17 protein-coding genes and 1 pseudogene are annotated in these 23,907 nt (G+C 32.9%); 16 read left to right on the top strand and 2 right to left on the bottom strand.

The window, feature by feature from the left end:
- Positions 1-58 precede the first annotated feature (58 nt).
- Together tnpB and HALHA_RS13930 are read right to left on the bottom strand one after the other, a co-directional pair.
- A complete protein-coding gene (gene tnpB, locus HALHA_RS07670) occupies positions 59-1,177 on the bottom strand; it encodes an IS200/IS605 family element RNA-guided endonuclease TnpB (protein WP_015327222.1) in 1,119 nt (372 codons plus the stop codon).
- Positions 1,178-1,188: 11 nt separating this feature from the next.
- A pseudogene (locus HALHA_RS13930) lies at positions 1,189-1,260 on the bottom strand (IS200/IS605 family transposase); the annotation flags it as partial.
- A 148-nt stretch (positions 1,261-1,408) separates the two neighbouring features.
- On the opposite strand from HALHA_RS13930, the gene HALHA_RS07665 reads away from it, so the two are divergent.
- From HALHA_RS07665 to HALHA_RS07590, 16 genes are all read left to right on the top strand, one after another.
- Positions 1,409-3,418, top strand: a complete 2,010-nt coding sequence (locus tag HALHA_RS07665; RefSeq protein WP_015327221.1) for a UvrD-helicase domain-containing protein — start codon at positions 1,409-1,411, stop codon at positions 3,416-3,418.
- Complete coding sequence (locus tag HALHA_RS07660; RefSeq protein ID WP_015327220.1) at positions 3,411-5,603, top strand: ATP-dependent helicase; 2,193 nt, start codon at positions 3,411-3,413, stop codon at positions 5,601-5,603. Before HALHA_RS07665 ends, HALHA_RS07660 begins: the two co-directional genes overlap by 8 nt.
- Positions 5,604-5,609: 6 nt before the next feature.
- Entirely contained in the window at positions 5,610-6,428 is an 819-nt protein-coding gene (locus tag HALHA_RS07655) for a PD-(D/E)XK nuclease family protein (protein ID WP_015327219.1), read from the top strand.
- 15 nt (positions 6,429-6,443) lie between these two features.
- Positions 6,444-8,720 (top strand): single-stranded-DNA-specific exonuclease RecJ, encoded by a 2,277-nt coding sequence (gene recJ, locus HALHA_RS07650; protein WP_015327218.1) that lies wholly within the window; start codon positions 6,444-6,446, stop codon positions 8,718-8,720.
- A gap of 103 nt (positions 8,721-8,823) precedes the next feature.
- A complete protein-coding gene (locus HALHA_RS07645; RefSeq protein ID WP_015327217.1) occupies positions 8,824-10,065 on the top strand; it encodes an acetylornithine/succinylornithine family transaminase in 1,242 nt (413 codons plus the stop codon).
- A 391-nt stretch (positions 10,066-10,456) separates the two neighbouring features.
- Complete coding sequence (gene iscB / locus HALHA_RS07640; RefSeq protein WP_015327216.1) at positions 10,457-11,716, top strand: RNA-guided endonuclease IscB; 1,260 nt, start codon at positions 10,457-10,459, stop codon at positions 11,714-11,716.
- 81 nt (positions 11,717-11,797) lie between these two features.
- Entirely contained in the window at positions 11,798-12,250 is a 453-nt protein-coding gene (locus HALHA_RS07635; RefSeq protein WP_015327215.1) for a type II toxin-antitoxin system RatA family toxin, read from the top strand.
- A gap of 401 nt (positions 12,251-12,651) precedes the next feature.
- Positions 12,652-13,467, top strand: a complete 816-nt coding sequence (locus tag HALHA_RS07630) for an ABC transporter permease subunit (RefSeq protein WP_052326498.1) — start codon at positions 12,652-12,654, stop codon at positions 13,465-13,467.
- Positions 13,467-14,300, top strand: a complete 834-nt coding sequence (locus HALHA_RS07625) for a carbohydrate ABC transporter permease (protein WP_015327213.1) — start codon at positions 13,467-13,469, stop codon at positions 14,298-14,300. The genes HALHA_RS07630 and HALHA_RS07625 overlap by 1 nt, the downstream gene beginning before the upstream one ends.
- A gap of 54 nt (positions 14,301-14,354) precedes the next feature.
- Complete coding sequence (locus HALHA_RS07620; protein ID WP_015327212.1) at positions 14,355-15,599, top strand: ABC transporter substrate-binding protein; 1,245 nt, start codon at positions 14,355-14,357, stop codon at positions 15,597-15,599.
- A 94-nt stretch (positions 15,600-15,693) separates the two neighbouring features.
- Positions 15,694-18,045, top strand: coding sequence for a glycoside hydrolase family 65 protein (locus tag HALHA_RS07615; RefSeq protein WP_015327211.1), 2,352 nt, complete (start codon positions 15,694-15,696; stop codon positions 18,043-18,045).
- Positions 18,035-18,796: an SDR family NAD(P)-dependent oxidoreductase gene (locus HALHA_RS07610; RefSeq protein WP_015327210.1), complete on the top strand. Its 762-nt coding sequence runs from the start codon at positions 18,035-18,037 to the stop codon at positions 18,794-18,796. The genes HALHA_RS07615 and HALHA_RS07610 overlap by 11 nt, the downstream gene beginning before the upstream one ends.
- Positions 18,797-18,825: 29 nt before the next feature.
- Positions 18,826-20,901 (top strand): amylo-alpha-1,6-glucosidase, encoded by a 2,076-nt coding sequence (locus HALHA_RS07605; protein WP_015327209.1) that lies wholly within the window; start codon positions 18,826-18,828, stop codon positions 20,899-20,901.
- Between the two features lie 18 nt (positions 20,902-20,919).
- The gene (gene pgmB / locus HALHA_RS07600; RefSeq protein ID WP_015327208.1) at positions 20,920-21,558 is read left to right on the top strand and encodes a beta-phosphoglucomutase; all 639 of its coding nucleotides are present in this window, start codon (positions 20,920-20,922) and stop codon (positions 21,556-21,558) included.
- Between the two features lie 551 nt (positions 21,559-22,109).
- Positions 22,110-23,045, top strand: coding sequence for a carbohydrate ABC transporter permease (locus tag HALHA_RS07595; protein ID WP_015327207.1), 936 nt, complete (start codon positions 22,110-22,112; stop codon positions 23,043-23,045).
- 14 nt (positions 23,046-23,059) lie between these two features.
- Complete coding sequence (locus HALHA_RS07590; protein WP_015327206.1) at positions 23,060-23,902, top strand: carbohydrate ABC transporter permease; 843 nt, start codon at positions 23,060-23,062, stop codon at positions 23,900-23,902.
- Positions 23,903-23,907 lie beyond the last annotated feature (5 nt).

Here is a 23,907-nt window from a genome sequence, read left to right as displayed (position 1 = left end):
AATTGGTCTTACAAGTTCTCCAAAGGCTTAAATTTCTGTCCGCCCGACAGTATATAGTCTATCTACTAGCTAATTGTAGTTGTAAACCTTGTTGTAAAATATTCTTACTAGCATTTATATCCCTATCGTGAATTGAATGACACTTCGGACATTCCCATTCACGAACACTTAAATCTTTGACCTCTTTCTTTTGATATCCACATTCACTACAAAGTTGACTTGAAGGAAAGAATGTATCAATTTTAATTAATTCCTTACCATACCATTCAGCTTTATAGCTTAAATAGTCAACGAATTTAGACCAAGATACATCAGAGATACTTTTTGCTAGTCTAGAATTTTTAAGCATATTCTTAACTTTTAGGCTTTCAACTACTATCGTTTGATTTTCACGAATTAATTTAGTTGAAAGTTTATGTAAGAAGTCTTTCCTAATATTAGCTACTTTCTCGTGTACTCTAGCTAATTTATTCTTTACTTTGTACCAATTATTTGAGTTTTCTTCTTTTTTAGCAAGTCTTTTATTTAGTCTAGCAATCTTATTTTCATATTTAGATAGAGTTCTAGGGTTAGAAACTACTTCACCATTAGAAGTAATTAGAAAGTCTTTCAAGCCTAAATCTATACCAATGGCTTTATCAGTTTGAGGTAGTTCTTCAACTTCTTCTTGAACACATACAGAAATATAGTATTTATTTGCTTTTGATTTTCTAATAGTTACATTTTGAATTTTACCTGTAACTTCTCTAGATTTTCTAAATTTTACCCAACCAAGTTTGGGTAGCTTGATTTTATTATCTTTAATCTCAATGCTTTCAGTTCCACTAGAACGCTTGAAATATTGAGTTCTATAAGATTGCTTATTATTCTTTTTGGATTTAAATTTAGGAAAACCACCTAAACCTTTAAAGAAACGCTTAAATGCTTTGTCTAAGTCTTTTAGAGATTGTTGTAAAGAAATACTATCAACTTCTCTTAACCAATTATATTCTTTCTTTAGTTTAGGTAATTGTGTAGCAAATTTAGAATATGATAAGTATTTATCGTCTTTAGATTGAGCTAGGAAGTGGTTAAATACAAACCTAACACAACCTATATTTTTATTGATTAATTCTTCTTGCTTTTTATTAGGTGTAATTCTAAAACTATATGCTTTATCTACAATTTTGGTCTGCATAATTCCACCTCCTAATTAGATTTTTGATTTTGAATGTATCTCTTAATAGTGTGAGAGCTAACATTTCCGATTGTGCTTACAAAGTAGCTTAAATTCTCCTAAGTGTGTTTTATTATTATTTGTTAGTTGGCGATAAATTATGATTTATATTTTAATCAATTAAGTTTAATTAATTAGCTCTTATGTGGTATACTTAACTAAAAGGTTTTAATTTATCAGTAGGTGATGAAAATGAAAAGAATATATAGTGGGCCAACTGGCTCAGGAAAGACTACTAAGCTACAAAAAAAGTATCATCAAATTGGTCAACAAGTGAAGACAGATGAATGTTTAGTACTAGTTAATAAGGGGACTAATGCTACTAAGTGGAGACAAGAGATTAAGTTAACAACAACAGGCTTAGTAAATATCTTTACTTATTTTGGTTTTGTTAACCAAGAGGTAACAAGATACTGGGATTTAATTGAAGAAAATTTATCTGGCGGGAGAAAAGTACTTAAGCCGACCTTTATGACTGTAGAGCCCACTCATTATTTAATGACTTCCTTTGTAGAACAGGCAAGAGAGCAAGGAAATTTTATAGAGGTTAGTGCTACTGCCCAACAAATTGCCCTGCAGTTAATTAATAACTTAAATTATGCTGCTTTAAATGGATTAGAATTGTCTGAGGTCAAGGATAGGTTAAATAAGTGGGCCAAGCTAGCAGAACAAAAGGATTCGTATCAAGCTGGATTTAAGTTAATGAAACGGTTTAGAGAAGTATGTCTTAAACAGCGGTGTTTGGATTATTCTTTAGTAGTAGATTTGTATAATAAGTATTTATTATCTAATCAAAAGTATAATCAGGATTTAAAAGAACGGTTTAATTACTTATTTGTAGATGATTTAGAAAAGATGGTACCCACAGCTCAAGATGTAATTAAAAAGTTATTGCCAGAAGTAGATGAAGCTTATTTATCTTTTAATCCCGAAGGAGGTTTTGAGAAGTTCTTTGGTGCTGCGCCTCAGTTAGCCAAAGAGTACTTCTTTAGCCAGTGTGAATTAGTAGAGCTTGAAGAGATACATACTGCTTCTTTGCAGGCTAGGGAGATGGCAACTAAAATTACAGATAAAATTCTTACAGGAGCAAAATTAAGTTATAATGATTTTGTGCAACAAGACCAGTTAATTAAGAAAAAATTTAGAGGGGAGATGTTACTTAAAGTAGCCAATGAAATAGATGAATTGATTAAAGAAGGAGTTAATCCCCACCAGATTGCTATAATTGCGCCCCAAATTGATAAAATATTAGAGTTTGTATTAGAAAAAGAATTTAAAAAAGATGGTCATTCATTACTTAATTTACGACGGGATCGGAGATTACTTGATAATAGATTTGCTCAAGCTTTAATAGTATTGACTATTTTAGTTAATCCTGATTGGGAGTTAGAGTTAAATTTTTCCTCATTAGTGCAAACATTAGGTTTAATTTTAAAGCTGGACCCTATTAGAGCAGGACTATTAGCTAATCGTGTTATTGATAAGCAGTTACCTGATTTAGAAGAGAATCCTCAGTTAAGGGCTAGATTAGGATTTGATGATGCTAAAAGATATGATGATTTTAAGGCTTGGATAACAGATAAACGGGCAACTGATTTTGAATTAGAGTATTTCTTTAGAGAGGCATTTGGAGAGTTGTTATCACCGTTACTTGCTGCTTTAGCTGATGAATCTGAACAAGAAGAAGTTATTTTATCTTGTAGAAAGATTATGGATTCAATTGTTAAGTTTAAGAAAGTAGTTAGCCAATTTAAAGATGCAGCTGAAGAAGATATAGGGTATAAATTTATAGAGATGATTAATCAGGGCACAGTAGCAGCTGAATTACTATTTGGCAAACAAGAATCAGAAGATAAGGTCATCTTAGCTACTCCTTATTCTTTCTTATCTTTACCAGATGTAGATAAGGTTGAATATTTATTTTTATTAGATTTATCTAGTGAATTATGGTTATTAGGCAGTGGAAAAGAACTTAGTAATCCTTATGTTTTATCACGACAGACAGAAGGGGAGTGGGGCGATAAGATAGACCAAAAATTACGTTATCAACAACTAGCTGATTATTTACAAAGTATATTAAGTAAGGTAACTAAGGGATTATATTTAGCTGATAGTGATTTAAGTAGTCGGGGCTGGCAACAGGAGGGCCAGTTAAGTGATTGGTTACAAGAGGATCAAACTGAGGTGATAAATAATGGCTGAAATTGATTTTTCTAATCTAAAATTAAGACCTGGACAAGATGAAGTAGTCAAATATAGGTCGGGTTATTTAGCAGTTCCTGCTGTGCCGGGGGCAGGTAAGACTTTTACTTTGGCCCACTTAGCAGCGGATTTAATCACAGAGGGGTATATAAAATCAGGTAAAATCTTAATTGTTACTTATATGAATGCAGCAGTAGCTAATTTTCGCACTCGTATTAATAATTTTTTAGAGCAAAGAGGGTTTCCTAAAAACAGAGGCTTTGAAGTTAAAACTCTTCATTCTTTAGCAGTTAGCATTTTAAAAGAAAAATCTGACTTAGTGTTAATTAATGATGATTTTACTGTGATTGACCAAAGACAAAAGTGGCAAATCATTGCGGAGTTATCAACCAAGTGGTTACAAGAAAATAAGTCTAACTGGAAAGGAATAATTAGTAATCGCAAAGCAGAGGATAGATGGAAGAATAAATTTCCTGGTTTAGTTCAAACTTGGATCAGTCACCTTAAGATGAGAGGGATAGATCGAGATAAAGCTCTTAAGTTAAGGCAACGGATTGCTAGCTCTTCTTATTTGGCCTGGGCTTTGGAGTTATTACTTGATTATTCTCAAGTTTTACATCAAAAGGGGTGGGTTGATTTTGATGATTTGCTGATTAATACTTGGCGCTTGCTAAAAAGTGATGCTCAGTTTTGTCAAAGATTAAGAGAAAAGTGGACTTATGTCTTTGAGGATGAAGCTCAAGATTCTAATTTAGTGCAGGAGACGATTCTTAAGTTATTAGCAGGAGCAGATGGTAATTTGGTACGGGTTGGAGATTCTAATCAAGCCATTATGGGGACCTTTACAGCAGCTGACCCAGATGTTTTTAGGAGTTTTTGTAATCAAGCTAGTGTGAAAAAAGAATCTATTCTTTATTCAGGCCGTAGTAGTCAAGATATTATTGATTTAGCAAATTATTTAGTTGATTGGACAAGAAATCAACATCCTAATCAAGGTTGTACAACTGCTTTAGAAGACCAATTGATCCATCCTGTAGGTAAAGAAGATAATCCAACGACCGAAGGCCATCAAGTAGCAGCTAAATTATTTGAAACTGAAGCAAAAGAGATTGACTGGATAGTTAATCAGGCTGCAGATCAATTAGATAAGTATCCTAACCAAGCAATAGGAATACTTGTCCCTAATAGGTATGTAGGAGAGGATATAACTAAAAAACTTAAGCAAGCAGAATTGCCTGTTGAAGAAATCGGTAAATTAAATCAGGAACAGGAGTATACAATTAAATCTTTGCTTAAAGCTATAGATTATTTAGCAGAGCCACAACGAGAGGATAAAATAATTGCATTAATTAATGAAGTCTTCTTATTTAAATTTACTACAGAAGAAAAGCAGGTAATTAATAAATTATTTAGTGAATATACCCTAGAAGAAGTTATTTATCCTATTGGAGGAGAATTGTCTGCAACTAAGTTGCCAGACCAGTTATTTGATAATCGAGAATTATATCAAGAATTTAATGAGGCTACAGATAAAATTAAAGAGTGGTTAGATGCTAGTGTTAAATTACCTCCAGATGAATTGGTTTTATTTATAGCTGAAAGTTTAAAGTTTACAGGTGAATTATTAGCTTTAGTCCAAGGTATTGTATTACAAATTAGAGATCAATTAAAGATTAATCCTGATTATAAGTTAGTAGATATTATGGGGCAATTATCTGATTTAGAACGCTCATTTAATCAAATTGCAGATAAATTTAATAAGCTAAATGGATTCAAACCACAACCAGGTGTGATTACAGTTTTAACAGCTCATAAATCTAAAGGTTTAGAGTGGGATACTGTATTTGTTACTTCTGTAGTCCGGGATAAATATCCAGTTACCCTAGGAGATAAATTTAAAGGAGAGCTTAATTATCTTGTTTCAGGTAAACGTAATCCTAAAGCAAGTGTAGAAGCACAATTAGAGAATATTGTGGGCCAAGGAGGCAGCAAAAATCCTAATCAAGAAGCCAAAATCAGAGTAGCTAAAGAAAGATTAAGGTTGCTTTATGTGGCTATTACTCGGGCTGAAAAGAACTTATTTTTAACTAGTTATCAAAAAAGAGAGGGTTATTATACTGATTGGTATGAGATTAAACCGAATAAAGTCTTTATAAAATTAAAAGAATTTTTAGCAGAGGAGTGAACTTAGATGTCATCGCAAGTAATTGATGATTTATATTTTAGTGCTTCAGCTCTTAAAACTTATGATACTTGCCAACTAAAATTTAAACGAAGGTATATTGATGGGTTGTTTTGGCCAGATGATTGGATTAAAGATAAAGAAAAAAGGAAGTTACAAGAACAAGGTAATTTATTTCATATGTTGGCCGAACGTTATTATTTTCGGGGTAAAATTGTTGATAGTAAAGATATAATTTCAGAGGAAATGATTACTTGGTTAGAGAGACTAACTAACTTTAGGCCATATAATAAGCAAGATCAATTTTTACCAGAACATAAATTACAATTAAATAATGGAGATTTAAAATTAATGGCTAAGTATGACTTATTACATTTTAGCGAAGCTGGTCGGGTAGTTATTTATGATTGGAAGACCCATGCTACTAATTCTAAAGTTAATTATCTTAAGCGTAGTTTACAAACTGTTGTATATAGGTATCTATTATGTAAAGCAGGGGGTGATTATGCTCCCGAAGGTTCTTGGCAACCTAAGGATATTACCTTGGTTTATTGGAACCCTCGTTTTCCTGATGATGAAAAAGTATTATTTTATAATCAAGAAAGATATTTACGGGATGAACGAAAGATTAAAAGGATGATTTCTGATATTAAACAGGTAAGCTTTAGAGCAGATGATGATGTATTAGCTACAAGTGAAGAGAAGAATTGTTTATATTGTGAGTATCGGCCTATCTGTCATGGTGAGCCTGCTTTGGAAATAGAACCTAAAGAGGAAGATTTAGATTTGACAGAGGACTGGGATGATATCGAAGCAATTAGTTTTTAGGGTGGAGGTGTCAAGATGAAAGTTAAGGTCAATCAATTAAATCAGGAAATCCCACAGTGGATGTTAGATCGATTAGAGGGGAGTAAATTATTAGCTAGTTTATTAATTAAACGAGGGATTGAAACTAAGGAAGCAGTAGAGGAGTTTTTAAATCCCAATTATTATCAACCTACTAAAGTAACTGAGTTTCCTAGATTAAAAGAAGCAGTTCAATTAATTTTAAAGGCAGTTGATAATGGCAAAAAGATTTGTGTCTATGGTGATTATGATGCCGATGGAGTTACTGCGACTGCTATTTTAGTTAGAATGTTAGAAGAGATTAAAGCTAATGTTAGTTATCATATCCCTGATAGATTTACAGAAGGCTATGGGATGAAGCAAGAGGTTATTAAAGAATTAGCTACGAGTGGAGTTGATTTGATTATAACTTGTGATTGTGGAATTTCTAATCAAGCAGAGATAGCTTTAGCTAAAGAATTAGGCTTAGAAGTGATAGTTACAGATCACCATGACTTACCAGAGGAGTTACCGGCAGCTGATCTGTTATTATCCCCTAAGTTTTTGCCTGTTGACCATCAGGCTTATTATTTACCGGGAGCTGGAATGGCTTACTTTTTGGCCCAGGGAGTACTAGCTAAGGTGAAAAAGGATGATTTAACAGATCAATTACTTGATTTAGTAGCGTTGGCTATAGTAGCTGATGTTGTTCCGCTAAGAGGAGAGAATCGTTATTTGTTACAGCAGGGATTAGAGTCATTAGCAACAACTAATTGGTTAGGGCTTGAAGAATTATGCAAGGTAGCTGGGGTTAATACTTCTCAGATTTCAGAGGTTGATCTTGGATTTCGTCTAGGGCCAAGGATTAATGCAGCTGGTAGAATAGATAAGGCTGATGTGGCTGTTGAATTATTACTTAGTTCTAAGCCTAAGGAAGCAGCAAAGTTGGCTAGACAGTTAGATCAAATTAATACGAAAAGAAAGGAATTAGGAGCTAAAATAGAAGAAGAAGCTCTAAATTTGGTGCAAGATAAAAGTGAACCAATTATTCTTTACCAAGAGGATTGGCACCAGGGGATAGTAGGTATAGCAGCGGGCAGATTAACAGAAAAATTTCAAGTTCCTGTTTTGTTGTTATGTGCTAAAAAAGGTAAGCCAGAAGAAGTTACTGGCTCTGCTAGGTCAATTCCCGGAGTTCATATTCGAGATGCTTTACTAGAGTGTAAAGATTTTTTACTTGGCTTTGGAGGACATGCTGGTGCAGCAGGTTGCTCACTGCAGAAAGATAATTTAGCTGAGTTTACGAATAAATTAAAAGATGTTTTAACTGCTAAACTAAAAGAGGCAGGTGGCTTTGAAGAAATTGAAGTTGATCAAAGGTTAAAGTTGGATAAAACTGGTTTAGAGCTGTATGAGCAGTTAAGGAGCTTGGCCCCCTTTGGGGAGGGAAATCCGGAACCTTTATTTTATGCTCCTAATTTAGAGCTCCTTAATTATCGTCCTTTAGGTAGTCAAAAACATTTAAAATTAGTTGTTAGTGATGGTCAAGAACAACGCTCTGCTATTTGGTGGCAGGCTGAAGAAGATAAATTAGCAGATAAGGTGGCTTTAGTTTATTCTTTAGATGTTAACAACTGGCAAGGTAAAAGAAGATTTCAATTAGAAGTTAAAGAGGTAATCTCAGCTACGGGACAGATAAAGGAAGATAAGCAAATAGATTGTGAATTTGAGGATAGACGTGGCTGGCAAGAGTTAGGTAGAGAACTTCCTTCTTATTCTAGAGCTGTCTATTATTATGAAGGAACTAAAAAATGGGATTTTAAAGTGGTTGATCGTTATTACCAACAACCAGCAGATACTTTAGTATTACTTTCTTGTCCGCCTGATTTAACTATTTTACAGGATTTATTATATAGTATAGATCCTAATAAGCTGGTCTTGGCTTATTCAAAGGCTGAGTTAGAGTTGAGTGCAGTATTTATTAAAAAATTAGTAGGACTTGTTAAGTATATAATTGAGAATAAAGATGGTAAAATTGATATTTATACGTTATCTAGTTTAACTGGGGAGCAGGAATTGACTCTTTCCTTAGGTTTAAAGTATTTGCAGGAACTGGGAAAAATAAGTTTACAGTTTATTAATCCCTATAATATTTTAATTACAAGGGGAACTGGTGAAAAGAATTATGGTGCTAATAAGAAAAGATTATATAAGTTATTAAGAGAGAGTAGGGCTTTTAGAGAGTATATGTTAGAGAGTAATATAGAAAAAATAAATTATTTAGTTACAGGTTAGCTAGTATTCTAGGATTAAATTCCTAGAATTTTTTCTTTTAATGAATACTTTTTTTTACTAAGGATAGAATATTAATTAGTAATTTATAGCAAAGGAGGAAATTATGGAGGATATAGTAGAAGAAACAATTACTAATTATAAAGATTATGTCAATCCTAGTTTAGCTCGCCTATATAAGTTAATGGGGTTAGATAGCTTAGAGTGGGAAGCTGATGGAATAACTGTTAAGGATGTAGAGGGTCAAGAGTATATTGATTGTTTAGGGGGCTATGGTACCTTTACTTTAGGTCATAAACCTAAGGCAGTAATTGAAGCGGTTAAAGAACAATTAGATTTAATGCCGTTATCTTCTAAAGTTTTGTTTAGTCAGCCTTTAGCTCAGCTAGCAAAGAGATTGGCCCAAATAACCCCTGGGAATTTACAATATTCCTTTGTTTGCAATAGTGGAACTGAGGCTGTTGAAGGAGCACTAAAATTAGCTAGATTAGCAACTGAGCGGGACCAAATTATTGCTACTACAAACTCTTTTCATGGTAAATCGTTGGGTGCTTTAAGCGCTACTGGTAGAGAGATTTTCAAAAGTCCTTTTAAGCCTTTAGTACCTCAAGTTGAACATGTACCATTTGGTGATGTTAAATCATTATTAGAGCTGGTTAGTCATGATACAGCAGCAATAATTTTAGAGCCTATTCAAGGAGAAGGTGGTATAGTCTTACCTCCTAATGATTATTTAGAAACAGTACGCGAAATTTGTGATAGTTATGGGGCTTTAATGATTTTAGATGAAGTACAGACTGGTTTAGGAAGAACTGGCAAATTATTTGCCTGTCAGCACTATAATATTACTCCAGATATTATGACATTAGCTAAGGCATTAGGGGGAGGAGTAATGCCTGTAGGAGCCTTTATAGCTACTTCTAAAGTTTGGTCTAAATTAGCAGATGACCCTTTCTTACATACATCAACCTTTGGAGGTAATCCTTTAGCTTGTCAGGCTGCATTAGCTACAATTGAGCAGATAGAGAAAGAAGGTTTGGCAGCTAGAGCCAATAAATTAGGAGCTTATTTATTAGAAGAATTAGAGCAACTAAGTAAAAGATACTCTCAATTCATTAAAGAAGTCAGAGGCCAAGGCTTAATGATTGGAATAGAATTAAGAAATGAAGGGTATAGTGGGATGTTAATTTCTGAATTAATTGCTCAAGGGGTTTTAGTAGCTTATACACTAAATCAACAACAGGTAATTAGATTAGAACCCCCCTTGATTATTAAACGATCAGAGTTAGATACAATAATTGAGAGGTTAGATAAAGCTTTACAAAAAGTAGTTTTATTAGCAGGTTAAAGGAGCTATGAAACAGCTTATAAAATCCTAATTAATGCTATTTAAAGTTAGGTAAAACTGTTTCGTTGCTTTCAAGGTTAAGGGAGTGTAGAGGATAGAAATATCCTTAGCACAATGCCTTCGTGTCTTGCGGACACTTCGTAACAAAAGGCGTTTCCTATGTTATTTGGTCAAAGAGTCTTTTAACTCGACAAGGCTTATTATCACACCCTCGGATGTATCCTATCAGTCTTAGGTCGCAGGCAGAGCCTTGCTCTGTAAACTGCTCTGTGGTGTCAAGGAAGAACGCTTACCTAAGTTCTTATGGAATATGGTAGCCTAACACCAAAGACACTTTAAGCCCCATTTGACATTGCCAGGAAGGGAAGTTCCCATTATGGAGGTGGCAGAGATGCCAAACAAATATGCTTTTGTATTAGATAGTAAGGGAAAGCTACTTGATCCTACTAAAAGTAAAAAAGCATGGTATTTAATTAGAAAGGGTAAAGCTAGTTTAGTAGAAGAATATCCACTTATTATTAAGCTAAAAAGAGAAGTACCTAAAGACCAAGTTAATAGTGATAAGCTAATTTTAGGAATTGATGATGGTGCTAAAAAGGTAGGGTTTGCTTTAGTACAGAAGTGTCAAACTAAAAATAAAGTTCTATTTAAAGCAGTAATGGAGCAACGTCAAGATGCATCTAAAAAGATGGAAGAACGTAGAGGTTATCGTAGGTATAGACGTTCTCATAAGAGATATAGACCTGCTAGATTTGATAATCGTTCCTCTAGCAAGAGAAAAGGTCGAATACCACCTAGCATACTCCAAAAGAAACAAGCTATTTTAAGAGTAGTAAATAAATTAAAGAAGTACATTAGAATAGATAAGATAGTCTTAGAAGATGTATCAATTGATATTCGTAAATTAACAGAAGGTAGAGAACTTTATAATTGGGAGTATCAAGAGTCTAATCGACTTGACGAGAATTTAAGAAAAGCTACGCTATATCGTGATGATTGTACTTGTCAATTATGTGGTGCTACTGAAACTATGCTACACGCCCACCACATCATGCCTAGACGAGATGGTGGAGCAGATAGTATATATAATCTAATTACCTTATGTAAAGCTTGTCATAAAGATAAAGTTGATGGTAGAGAGTATCAGTATAAAGACCAATTTTTAGATATTATTAATAGCAAAGAATTATCTGACTTAAAATCAGCAAGTCATGTTATGCAAGGTAAGACTTGGTTAAGAGATAAATTATCTAAAATAGCTCAACTAGAAATTACATCAGGTGGTAATACTGCTAATAAGCGGATTGACTATGAGATAGAAAAAAGCCATAGTAATGATGCTATTTGTACTACTGGACTATTACCTGTTGATAATATTGATGATATTAAAGAGTATTATATTAAACCTCTTAGAAAGAAGTCTAAGGCTAAAATTAAAGAATTAAAATGTTTTAGACAGCGAGATTTAGTTAAATATACTAAGAGAAATGGTGAAACTTATACAGGCTATATTACTTCATTAAGAATTAAGAATAATAAATATAATTCTAAAGTCTGTAATTTCTCAACTTTAAAAGGTAAGATTTTTCGAGGTTATGGATTTAGAAATTTAACTCTATTAAATAGACCTAAAGGTCTAATGATTGTTTAATAAGTATTTTTAAAAAGGGGGGTGTATCTGTTTATAAACCTATAAGTAGTTTTAAATAGGTTTTTATAAGCAGGATTGTAAATGCCACAAGTAGTAGAAAGTATAATCCTAAACGGGAGTATAGATAAAGCTTATCAGTTAGCTAAAGATATGGAATCTTATCCTCAATTTATGGAAAATGTCATTAGTGTTAAAGTCTTAAAGAGAGATAAAAAATCTACTATTACTAGTTGGGAGACAAAGATAGATGGGCGTAGTATTAGTTGGAAAGAAAAAGATTTATTTAATGATGATGGATATGAAATACTTTATCAGCAATTGGAGGGAGATTTAAAAAAGTTTGAGGGAAAATGGGATCTAAAGGAAGTTGTACAAGGAGTAAAGATTACTTTAAGTGTAGAGTTTGAGTTTGGGGTAGCGATGTTGGCCCCGTTATTAAATCCTATCCTAAAGAAAAAAGTAAGGAGTAATAGTAAGAATATGCTAGAAGCAATCAAGCAGAAGGTAGAAACAGAAAAGAGAAAAATTTATTAGTATAATTCCTTGACAAGTAATGCAATATGGTCTATAATTAATTTAGTAAATAAGTTGTATATACAGGTTTAACAATAAGTAAATAACTATTTAATAATATAATAAAAGCATATAAGCAAGGAATTATAATAATTATAAGCCTATAAGAACTTCCTTTACTTAATACAGAATAGGAATTTTTATGCCTAGTCCTAACTGTATCAAGTTCAGGAAGTTTTTTTGTTTTTAAATAACATATATTTGTAACCGGTTACGAATGTATAGTTTAAGAAGTCATCTACATTTAGTATATTTGATAGAAAATAACTTATACTAATTATGAATTTAGAAAACAAGGAGGCCTAGAATTGAATTTAACAGCAATTAAAAAAGGACTAAAAAATTATAAACTAGAGATAATTATGATTTTACCATTGGTTGCTTATATTCTTGGGTTTACACTAACGCCTGTTTTAAGGTCAATCATGTTAGGATTCCAAGATCCTCAGACTGGTCAATTTACTTTAGAGCATTATAGGTACTTATTTAATAAGGCTGATTTTATTGAAGCTTTTTTAAATACTATTGGGATAACGGCTGTAGGTTTAACAATTGAGATGAGTTTAGGTTTAGTTTTAGCTTTAATCTTAAATAGAGCTTTTAGAGGAAAGGGTTTTTTTAGATCGATCTTTTTAATTCCTATGGGAGTACCAACAATTGTTTCTGGTGTAGTTATGACTTATATATTTGGTACTACTGGTTATTTAAATGAACTTTTGTATAGGATTGGGTTAATAGATTTGCCTATTACTTGGACTGGTGGTGGACTTAGAACCATCTTTGTTGTTGCTTTGGCAGATACGTGGAAAGTAACACCTTTAATTACATTATTACTATTAGCTGGATTACAATCAATTCCTAAACAAGTTTATGAAGCGGCTAACATTGATGGAGCTAGTACTTGGCAAACATTTAGATATGTTACATTACCATTACTTAAGCCTTCAATCACAATGGCTTTAATCTTAAGAGCAATTGATGCTTTTAGAATTTTTGAGTTACCTTTAGTATTAGCAGGTCAAACAACTCCAGTATTAGCTACTTACGCTTATCAAGAGTATAATTTATATAATAATATAAATGCTTCGGGAGCAGCTTCAACTATCTTATTGGTTATTATTTTATTATTTGTGGTTGCTTATTTGAAAGTAGCTTCTGATGAAGGAGGACTTGGATAATGAATAATACAGAAGATTTATCTGGAAAGTTAGCTGATATTTTTTATATACCAGCACTTATATTAGGAACATTATTTATGATACTTCCTGTTTATTTAATGTTTAAGGTTTCAGTAAGTAGTCCTCAGGAAGTTTTAACTCAGCATCCAACATTTGGGATTCAAAATTTCACGTTAGAGCATTGGAAAGGGGTAATTCAATCAGGCCGACTCTGGGCTCCATTATCTAAGAGTTTTATAGTAGCAACAGGTACAGCTATAATCTCTATGATAATTGCTGCTCCTGGAGCTTATGTGATTTCTAGGATGGATAGAAAGATTAAATATATTACTATCATTTCGTTATTCTTTACAAGAATGTTTCCTGCAGTAGGTATAGCTTTACCAGTTTCAGTTGAATTCATTAAATTAGGTCTGTTAGATACTAATTTAGGTTTGATCTTGGCCCACTTAATTAAAGTACTGCCTTTTTTAGCTTGGATTTTAGTAGGAACTTTTGAGACAATTCCTCAGGATTTAGAAAAGGCAGCTTCGGTTGATGGAGCTAGTAAAATGCAAATTTTACTAAAAGTAGTCTTTCCTATTGCTCTACCAGGTATTGCAGTAGGTACAATGTTTGCTTGGTTACAGTCTTGGAATGAATTCACTTATGCTTTATATATGACTTTAGCTGATAAAACACTACCACTACAGGTTTTCTATTATGTGAATCGAGGAGGAGTATTTGCTACAGCAGCTTATGCAACTATTTTAACTATTCCAGTAGCAATTATTACTTTCTTCTTACAAAAATATATGAAGTCAGGTTATTTATCTGGTGCTATTAAAGGATAATAAATTTCTTCAATAATTTAATTATCCATTTATAAAATAAAAGGAGGAGTGCAAATGATAAGTAAATCTAAAAAAATATTTACATTACTAGTTGTAACAATCTTATTAAGTGGTCTTGTAGTTGGATGTGCAGGAGGAGACCAAGGAGCTAAAGATGGAAAGAAAGAATTAAAAGTTGTTATGTCATTAGGAGAATCAGAGTGGAAAGTTATTAAACAGGAAATATTACCCCCATTTGAAAAGAAATATAATGTTGAAGTAACTCCTTTTCAAATTGGATCTGGAAATGTAATTAAGAAGCTACAATCTTTAAAAGCAGCTGGAAATATGACTATTGATGTAGTTGCTCAAGATAATATGCAGTTAGCGCCATTAGTTGATAGAGGATTAGTTGAAGATTTATCAGAATATAGAGATATAATTCCTAAAGAGGTTATTGATGCTTTAATAAAGGTTGGAGAGTTTAATGGTAAGTTATACTTTATGCCTTATCGTCCTAATGTAGAGATTGCTTTTTATAATCAAAAAAAGTTCGAAAAGTATGGACTTAAACCGCCAGAGAATTGGGATGAGCTACTTAAGGTTGCTAAAACTTTTAAGAAAAAAGAGGGTATTGGACGTGTAATAGGAATTAAAGGTGGTTTAGCTTCTGATACAACTGTTCACTTATTTGATTATATTCGTTCAGCAGGTGGAAATCCATTGGTGTTAAATGATGAAGGTAGTATTAAAGCATTTAAATTCTTAAAGAAACTAAAACCTTACTTATCACCAGACTTTAAGCGAGCAACATGGGATACAACAAATAAGTTTTTGGCTACTGAATCAGTTTATTTAGGACGTAATTGGCCGTTCGGAGTTAATATTATTGTTAAAAAGTATAATAAAGATGAGATTAAAGCATATCACGGTTGGAGCGGACCTGTCAAAGAATCTCATGTACTAGGAGGTTCTGTATTAGCTATTCCAAAAGGTGCACCGCATGAAGAATTAGCTGTTAAGTTCATTAAATATTTAATGTCTAAAAAGGTACAAAAACAACTAGTAACTAAGTTAGCCTGGCCATCTTCTAGAACAGATGCTTATGGGGAAGTTCCAAAATGGCAGAAACCATACTTTGAAGCTGTAAAAGAAGCAATGAAGTATGCTGAACCTAGACCTAATGTTCCTTATTGGGCAACTGTAAGTAGAGCCTTAAATAGTGCATTTAAAGAAATAGTGTTAAATGATGCACCTGTAGAAGAAACTCTAGATAAGTATCACCAGGTAATTCAAAATGCTAAAAAAGAAGCTCAATAAATAATAGTAGATTTAATTAGATAATTATAAGTTTATGATAGGTCAGGAGTTTTTTCCTGACCTATCACTTCATATAGTTAAAGGAGGAATATAGATGGGAAAAGAAAAATTTAAAGAAGCAATTTATCCTTACGATGAATGGAAGATTAGAGAAGAGAGTTTTGATATAGAAACAAATTATCGTGATGAAACTATTTTTGCTTTAGGTAATGGATACATAGGTATGAGAGGTAACTTTGAAGAAGGTTATGCTGGGCCCAAGAATACATCTTTACAAGGAACTTATCTCAATGGTTTTTATGAATCAGAACCAATTATTTACGGTGAAGAAGCTTATGGCTATGCCCAAAATAGTCAAACTATGTTAAATGTAACGGATAGTAAGATTATAAAGTTATATCTTGGAGATGAAGAATTTAGTATGTTTGCAGGGGAATTATTAAATTATGAACGAACTTTAGATATGAAAGAGGGTGTGTTAACTAGAGAATTAACTTGGCAATCCCCAGCAGGTAAAAAGGTAGCAATTAAGATAAAGAGAATAGTTTGTTTGACCAATAAACATTTAGCAGCCATTAGTTATGAAGTAAGACCACTTAACTTTTCGGGAGAGGTTACTTTAGTATCTGCTTTAGATGGGGCAGTTACCAATCAAGTAAATGAAGATGATCCTCGGGTAGGATCTGATTTTCAAGGTCAAGTTTTAAATTTAGTAGATAAAGAACAAAAGGGAAATTTTGCAGCTTTAACTCAAAAAACTAATAATACTGAATTTGAATTAGTCTGTGGAATGGAGAATCAATTAGAAACTGAAAGTGATTTCAGATTACAAACTGATCAACCAGAACAAATGGTAAGGGCCAACTACATAGTAGAAGCTAGAGAAGAAGAAACAATTAATTTAACGAAGTACATTACATATTATACGTCCAGAGATTATTCAGCTGATAGATTACTTCCTAATGCTAAAGATACATTAAAGACTGCTAAAGAAGAAGGATTTAATAAATTGTTAACGACCCAAAAAGAATACTTAGCAGAGTTTTGGCAGCAGGCACAGGTTGAAATTGAAGGAGATAAAGCTTTACAACAAGGAATTAGATTTAATGAATATCATCTACTTCAATCTGTAGGTAAAGACGGGAAGACTAATATAGCTGCTAAAGGTGTGACTGGTGAAGGATATGAAGGACATTATTTCTGGGATACAGAAATCTATAGTTTTCCTTTCTTTTTATATACTAAACCAGAGATTAGTAAAAAGTTATTAGAATATAGATACAATATCTTAGATGATGCTCGCCAGAGAGCAAGAACAATGTCTCATGACAAAGGAGCTCTTTTCCCATGGCGAACAATTGCTGGTGAAGAATGTTCTGCTTATTATCCAGCTGGAACAGCCCAATACCATATTAATGCAGATGTTATTTACTCTTTGAAGAGATACATGGAAGCAACTGATGATACAGAATTTATGTTAAATTATGGAGCAGAAATGTTATTTGAGACGGCTAGGGTATGGGCTGATTTAGGAGATTATATTCCAGGTAAAGATAATCAGTTTTGTATTAATGATGTAACAGGACCTGATGAATATACAGCCATTGTTAATAATAACTGCTATACTAATTATATGGCTCAAATGAACTTAGAGTATGCTTATCAGATAGCAACTTGGATAAAAGAAAAACACCCAGATGTTTATAGAGAATTAAAAAAGCAGATAGAACTAAAGGAAGATGAAGTTACAAATTGGAAAGAAGCAGCAGATAAGATGTATATTCCTTATGATGAAGAAAGAAAAATACATGCTCAAGATGATAGTTTTTTAGATAAAGCTGTCTGGGATTTTAAAAATACCCCTCAAGAGAATTATCCTCTATTATTAAATTATCATCCTTTAGTAATTTATAGACATCAAGTTTTAAAGCAAGCTGATACTGTATTAGTATCTTTCTTATTAGGGGATAAGTTTGATTTAGAACAAAAGAAACGAGATTTTGATTATTATGAACCACTAACAACTCATGATTCTTCTCTATCAAGTTGTATTTATGGTATTATGGCTGCAGAGATTGGCTATCATGATAAAGCCTATAATTTCTTTATGGAGACAGCAAGGATGGATTTAGATAATTATCATGATAATTCCCAACATGGGGTTCATACAGCAGCTATGGCTGGAACTTGGCTGGGATTAGTCAATGGTTTTGCAGGTATGAGAATCTATGAGGGAGAGTTAAGTTTTGATCCTTATCTACCAGAGAAATGGGATAGTTATAAGTTTAATGTGAACTTTAAGGGACGACGACTAGAAGTTGAAGTTACTTCAGGTGAGGTAACTTATAATTTAGCAAGTGGAGAAGAGTTAGAATTTTATCACCAAGATAAATTAGTTAGTTTAGAGCAGGGCCAAAAGATAAGTTGTGATTTAGATGGGGAATAGATTAAGTGGTAAAATTGCATTAGTTACTGGTGGTTCGCGTGGATTAGGACGTAGAATTTGTCAGGCTTTGGCCCGAGAGGAAGCTAAAGTAGTTGTTAATTATGCTCATAGCATAGATGATGCACAAGAAACTTGTAATTTAATTAAGTCTGAAGGTGGAGAAGCTACAGCAATTCAAGCTGATATTACAGATCAAAATCAGATAGATAAATTAATTGCTAAGATAGAAGAAATATATGGTCAAAGAGTAGATATTTTAGTCAATAATGCTACTGGTCCACAACCTGAACTCTCAATTGAGGAGAATACCTGGGGAACTTATATGGACCAGATTAAGTTCTTTGTTAAAGCTCCTTTATTGTTAGCTAAAGCTGTATTGTCTGGGATGAAAGAAAAAGGTGCAGGGCAGATTATTAATATTGGGAGTGATGTAGTTCAGTCTGGTGAAGCTAATTTTTCTAATTATGTTACTGCTAAGTCGGCTATGATAGGAATGACTCGCTCTTGGGCCAAGGAGCTAGGGCCAAAGGGAATTAGAGTTAATTTAGTAACACCAGGATTTACCCCAGTAGAAAGACATGCGGATATATCTCAAGAGAGTATTGAAAGACATAAGGAGCAGGTGCCTTTGCGTCGGATGGGTCAGCCAGAGGATATAGCTAATGCTGTTGTCTTTTTAGCTTCTGAAGAATCTGGTTTTATAACTGGTCAACAATTGACAGTAAATGGTGGTAAAAGCTTTGGGGTATAGGATAATTTTGGGGAAAAGGAGTGCTAATTTTGGATTATTTAACAGTTAAAGAAGGCAATATTTTTATAGTTAGTGATCAATTAGGTAATATTAGAGCTGATGATAAAGGATATGGTTTATATACTTTTGATACCCGTTTTTTAAATAAACTTGAATTAACCATCAATGACAGGGCTCCTATTTTATTATCAGCCGCAGAGGAAGAAAATTATATTAATCAGATTCATTTAGCAAATCAAGAGTTTGAATCTCATGGTCAACAAGTAGCTAAAGAAACAGTAGGAATTAAGCGGAGTAGATTTATAAATGAATTATTATATGAAAAGATTGAGTTAAATAACTATAACAATTTTTCAGTTGAATTAGAACTAGAGTTTAAAGTTGGAGCAGACTACAAAGATATTTTAGATATTAGAGATTTTGCTGATATGGAATATACTAATGAAGTAGGTCTAGAAGAGAAAGAAGATAGACTAACCTTTTCCTATCAAGGTTCAGATGATATTACAAGAAGAACTAAAATAGCTTGTCAACCTAAACCTTTAGAGATAAGTAAAGAAAGGATAAAGTATAATTTGACTTTGTCTGCTAAAGAAAGTAAAGAGGTTTATCTATATATTACCCCTGAGCTTAAAGAAGAGGAAATAGAAATAAAAGATTATGATTTAGCTTTAGAGGAGTTAAAAGAATCATATCAGAATTGGGAAGTGCAAGGAACAGAGATTAAGACAGATAATCAAGAATTTAATCAGCTATTAAAGAGAAGTAACTTAGACTTACGTACTCTAATGGCTGATTTTGGACAAGGAGATTTTCCGGTAGCAGGGATTCCTTGGTATGTCTGTCCTTTTGGGCGTGATGGGTTAATTACAGCTTTACAGATGATGCTCTTAAATCCTGAGATTGCTAAGTCGACTTTACGTACTTTAGCCCAGTATCAAGGTCAAGAAGTTAACCCTAGTCGAGATGAGGAACCAGGTAAGATCTTTCATGAACTACGATTTGGAGAAATGGCAAATACAGGAGTAACTCCTCATGATCCTTATTATGGAACAGCAGATGCTACTCCTTTATTCTTAATTCTAGTCGCTAAATATTATCGCTGGACTAGTGATTTATCTTTAGTTAAAGAACTATTGCCTGCTATTAAAAAGGCCTTACATTGGATTGATGAGTATGGTGATCAAGATGGAGATGGTTTTATAGAATATGAGGCTAGTCCTGAATTAGGTTATGAAGTTCAAGTGTGGAAGGATTCTCAGGATTCTATGCGCCATGAATATGGTGCAATAGCTAATTCACCAATGGCAGTTTCAGAAGTACAAGGTTATGCTTATCGAGCTAAAAAGGATTTAGCACCTATATTAGAGCAGTTAGATGAGGTCGAATTAAGTAGACAATTAGAGCAGGAAGCTCAAGAGTTAAAGGCTAACTTTGAAGCAAAATTTTGGTTAGAGAAGAGAGAGTTTTATGCTTTAGCTTTAGATCAAAATAAAGATCCACTAGCCTCAATAACTTCAGATATTGGTCACTGTCTGTGGTCAGGAATTATAGCTGATGATAAAGCCCAGCAGGTAGTAGACAGGTTAGTAGCAGATGATATGTCCTCAGGTTATGGAATTAGAACAATGAGTAAAGAAGATGAGGGTTATAATCCAATCAGTTATCATAATGGTTCAGTTTGGCCTCATGATAACTCTCTTATTGTTGCTGGTATGAAAAGCTATGGTTATTCACATGCAGCTAACCAAATAACAAATGAGCTTTTATCTGCTAGTAAAAATTTTGAATACTATAGATTACCAGAGTTATACTGTGGTTTTGACAAAAAAGAAGGAATAGTTGATTATCCAATTGCTTGTTCTCCTCAAGCCTGGGCAGCTGCAACTCCTTATTTATTATTAGAGGCTATTTTAGGATTAAATGTTAATCTACCTGAGAATAAAGTATATTTAGATCCGACATTGCCTGATAATCTGACTACTATTGAGATTAGAGGTTTAACTTTAGGTACTCAGCAGTTAGATTTTAAAGTAGTTCAAAAGAATGAAGAAATAGGAGTAAGTCTATTATCTGATTCTGAATTAGAGATTATTATTAAATAATTACATGGGGGTATTAAATTGATTAAAGCAATTATCTTAGATTTAGATGGTGTTGTTACTGAGACATCTGAGTATCATTTTCAAGGTTGGAAGCGTTTAGCTGACGAAGAAGGAATCTCTTTTACTCGTGAAGATAATGAGCAACTAAGAGGGGTTTCTCGTAGTAAGTCTTTGGAGTTGTTATTAGGAGATCATATTGATGATTATACAAAAGAGGAGTTTCAAGAGATGATGGATCGTAAGAATGGCTATTATCAGGAATATCTAACTGAAATGGGAGAAGATGACTTATTATCTGGAGCTAGAGATCTATTAAATGAAATTAAAGAACGAGGTTTAAAGATGGCTATAGCTTCAGCTAGTAGAAATGCTAAAACTGTACTTGAAGGATTAGATATTACTGACGAATTTGATACTATTTCTGATGGATATAGTGTAGAGAATGCTAAGCCTGCTCCAGATATATTCTTACATACGGCCAAAAAGTTAGGAGTAAAGCCAGAAGAGTGCGTAGTGCTTGAAGATGCTGAATCTGGTGTTGATGCTGCTTTGGCTGCTAATATGGTCGCCGTTGGAGTTGGCCCGAAAGATAGAGTGGGGCATGGGGATTATTGCTTTAGTAGTACTGCAGATGTAGATTTAAATAAAATTTTATAAGAAATCCTTGACACTTGTTTATACATGTTATATAATATAAATGTAGTAAGTTAAAGATAATGAATTTCAAATAAGAATATAAACTATCAGAAAATAAATAAGATATAAGATTATAAAAAGCTTTTGCTATATGATTAAGGGATAACTATGCCTTTAAATCATAGCAAAAGCTTTTTTATTTCCTGATTTAATGTATATAATTAGAATAATATTAAAAAAATGATTTAGAGCTTGATATTAAATTCAATTTATTGTACAATGTAAATGAGGTTCAATACATAATTTGTTTGTAAGTAATAAGTAACCGGTTTCAGATTGCATGAATAACAATTTAAACAAGACTATTAAGATATAATAATTTAAAAAAATATAAGTATATAAGACTATAAGAAGGCTTTTACTAGTAGATAATCTAGGAATTTATTGTCTGGGTTATTAATAGTAGAAGTCTTTTGTCTTATTATAAGCATCTGTAACCGGTTTAATACTTATATTAGTGACAAGTTGTTTATTTTTTAAGAATTTTCTAACATTAAAAAAGGAGGGGGAAGATGTTAAGTAAATTAAAAGAGATTAATCCTTTAAGCCAAACTGAAGAAGGGCCAAACACAGGATTATCAGAAGCACAGTTAGCCTTTTTATTGGTTGCACCAGCTTTATTGGTTATTACTGCTGTTGCATTATATCCAGTGTTAAAGTCTGTTTGGCTGAGTTTATTTCAAATGAATTTAAAGTTTGGAAATACTAAGTTTATAGGTCTGCAAAATTATATCGAATTATTTAAAACACCTAGATATTGGGGGGCTACTTGGAATACTATATATTTTACAGTAATTTCAGTATTCTTTGAAGCAACGATTGGTTTAGTAATGGCATTATTGATGAATCGTAGTTTTAAGGGGAGAGGACTTTTTAGAGCTTCAGTATTAATTCCCTGGGCTATTCCAACAGTTATTTCTGCTATGATGTGGAAGTTAATGTATAATCCGCAGATGGGAGTTATTAATGATATCTTGCTTAGATTGGGAGTAGTTGATCAAACAGTATCTTGGTTAGGACAAGAAAGCTTAGCTATGTGGGCTGCTATTATAGCTGATGTTTGGAAGACAAGTCCGTTTATGGCCTTGATGTTATTGGCTGGATTGCAAACTATTCCTGGAGAGCTTTATGAAGCAGCTGAGATTGATGGAGCAAATAAGTGGCAAAAGTTTAAGGAGATTACTTTTCCTTTATTAAAACCATCTTTATTAGTAGCATTATTATTTAGAACTTTAAGAGCATTTAGAGTATTTGGTTTACTTAGAGTATTAACTGGTGGAGGTCCTGCTAATAGTACAGAGAGTTTATCATTATATTCATATAATATACTCTTTAGTTATTTACAATTTGGAAAGGGATCTGCTGCTTCTGTTACAGTCTTTGTTGGAGTATTAATAATCAGTTATATTTATATTAAAGTATTAGGAACTGATCCTAGTCGTGACTAAAAGGAGGTAAGTAAATGGCAACTACTAAAAAGAAGGTTTCAACAATTAAGGTATTATTTTATTTTTCTATAGTTGGATTTATAGTAACAGTTATATTTCCATTTATTTGGCAATTTTTAATGTCTATAAAACCTGCTAGTGAGATGTATTCTATGCCTGTTGATTGGATTCCAGGTAAAATAATACTAAAAAGATATGTAACTATCTTTACTGGGCGACCGTTTGGGCGTTATTTATTAAATAGTTTGATTGTAGCTACAGGAACAACAACATTTTGTTTACTAGTGGGTTCCTTTGCAGCTTATGCTTTAGCACGATTAGAATTCACTGGTAAAGGGCCAATCTTAGCTTTAGTTTTAGCTCTATCTATGTTTCCGCCAGTAGCTATTGTATCTCCACTATATTTAATGTTAAAAAACGTGGGACTTTTAAATAATTATTTAGGGCTAATACTACCCTATACAACATTTGCTATGCCGATGACAATTTGGATTTTAACAAGCTTCTTTAGAACAATTCCATTTGGTTTAGAGGAAGCAGCTAAGATTGATGGAGCAACACCTTTGCAAGCATTTTGGAAAATAATTGTACCATTAGCTGCTCCAGGAACATTTACTGCAGCTATTTTAATCTTTATCTTTGCTTGGAATGAATATCTATTTGCATTAACTTTCATGACTAGTAGTTTAATGAAGACAGTTCCAGTAGGACTTACAATGTTTCCAGGTCAACATCGGATGCCGTGGGGAGATATTGCTGCAGCAACTGTAGTAGTTACTGTTCCACTGATTATTATGGTTCTTTTCTTCCAACGAAGAATTATTTCTGGTTTGACTGCTGGTGCAGTAAAAGGTTAAGTTTT

This window comes from Halobacteroides halobius DSM 5150 (assembly GCF_000328625.1).
In the GTDB taxonomy this organism is placed as follows: Bacteria; Bacillota; Halanaerobiia; order Halobacteroidales; family Halobacteroidaceae; genus Halobacteroides; species Halobacteroides halobius.
The sequence above is the reverse complement of the archived record's forward strand: the minus strand, read 5'-3'. Positions and strand labels throughout refer to the sequence as shown.

Excerpts from the sequence above, each read along its gene's own strand:
- HALHA_RS07665 (WP_015327221.1), top strand. The coding sequence starts at position 1,409 with ATGAAAAGAATATATAGTGGGCCAACTGGCTCAGGAAAGACTACTAAG.
- HALHA_RS07625 (WP_015327213.1), top strand. The coding sequence starts at position 13,467 with ATGAATAATACAGAAGATTTATCTGGAAAGTTAGCTGATATTTTTTAT.
- HALHA_RS07615 (WP_015327211.1), top strand. The coding sequence starts at position 15,694 with ATGGGAAAAGAAAAATTTAAAGAAGCAATTTATCCTTACGATGAATGG.
- HALHA_RS07655 (WP_015327219.1), top strand. The coding sequence starts at position 5,610 with ATGTCATCGCAAGTAATTGATGATTTATATTTTAGTGCTTCAGCTCTT.
- HALHA_RS07630 (WP_052326498.1), top strand. The coding sequence starts at position 12,652 with ATGATTTTACCATTGGTTGCTTATATTCTTGGGTTTACACTAACGCCT.
- HALHA_RS07635 (WP_015327215.1), top strand. The coding sequence starts at position 11,798 with ATGCCACAAGTAGTAGAAAGTATAATCCTAAACGGGAGTATAGATAAA.
- tnpB (WP_015327222.1), bottom strand. The coding sequence starts at position 1,177 with ATGCAGACCAAAATTGTAGATAAAGCATATAGTTTTAGAATTACACCT.
- recJ (WP_015327218.1), top strand. The coding sequence starts at position 6,444 with ATGAAAGTTAAGGTCAATCAATTAAATCAGGAAATCCCACAGTGGATG.
- HALHA_RS07595 (WP_015327207.1), top strand. The coding sequence starts at position 22,110 with ATGTTAAGTAAATTAAAAGAGATTAATCCTTTAAGCCAAACTGAAGAA.
- iscB (WP_015327216.1), top strand. The coding sequence starts at position 10,457 with ATGCCAAACAAATATGCTTTTGTATTAGATAGTAAGGGAAAGCTACTT.
- HALHA_RS07610 (WP_015327210.1), top strand. The coding sequence starts at position 18,035 with ATGGGGAATAGATTAAGTGGTAAAATTGCATTAGTTACTGGTGGTTCG.
- HALHA_RS07620 (WP_015327212.1), top strand. The coding sequence starts at position 14,355 with ATGATAAGTAAATCTAAAAAAATATTTACATTACTAGTTGTAACAATC.
- HALHA_RS07660 (WP_015327220.1), top strand. The coding sequence starts at position 3,411 with ATGGCTGAAATTGATTTTTCTAATCTAAAATTAAGACCTGGACAAGAT.
- HALHA_RS07645 (WP_015327217.1), top strand. The coding sequence starts at position 8,824 with ATGGAGGATATAGTAGAAGAAACAATTACTAATTATAAAGATTATGTC.
- HALHA_RS07590 (WP_015327206.1), top strand. The coding sequence starts at position 23,060 with ATGGCAACTACTAAAAAGAAGGTTTCAACAATTAAGGTATTATTTTAT.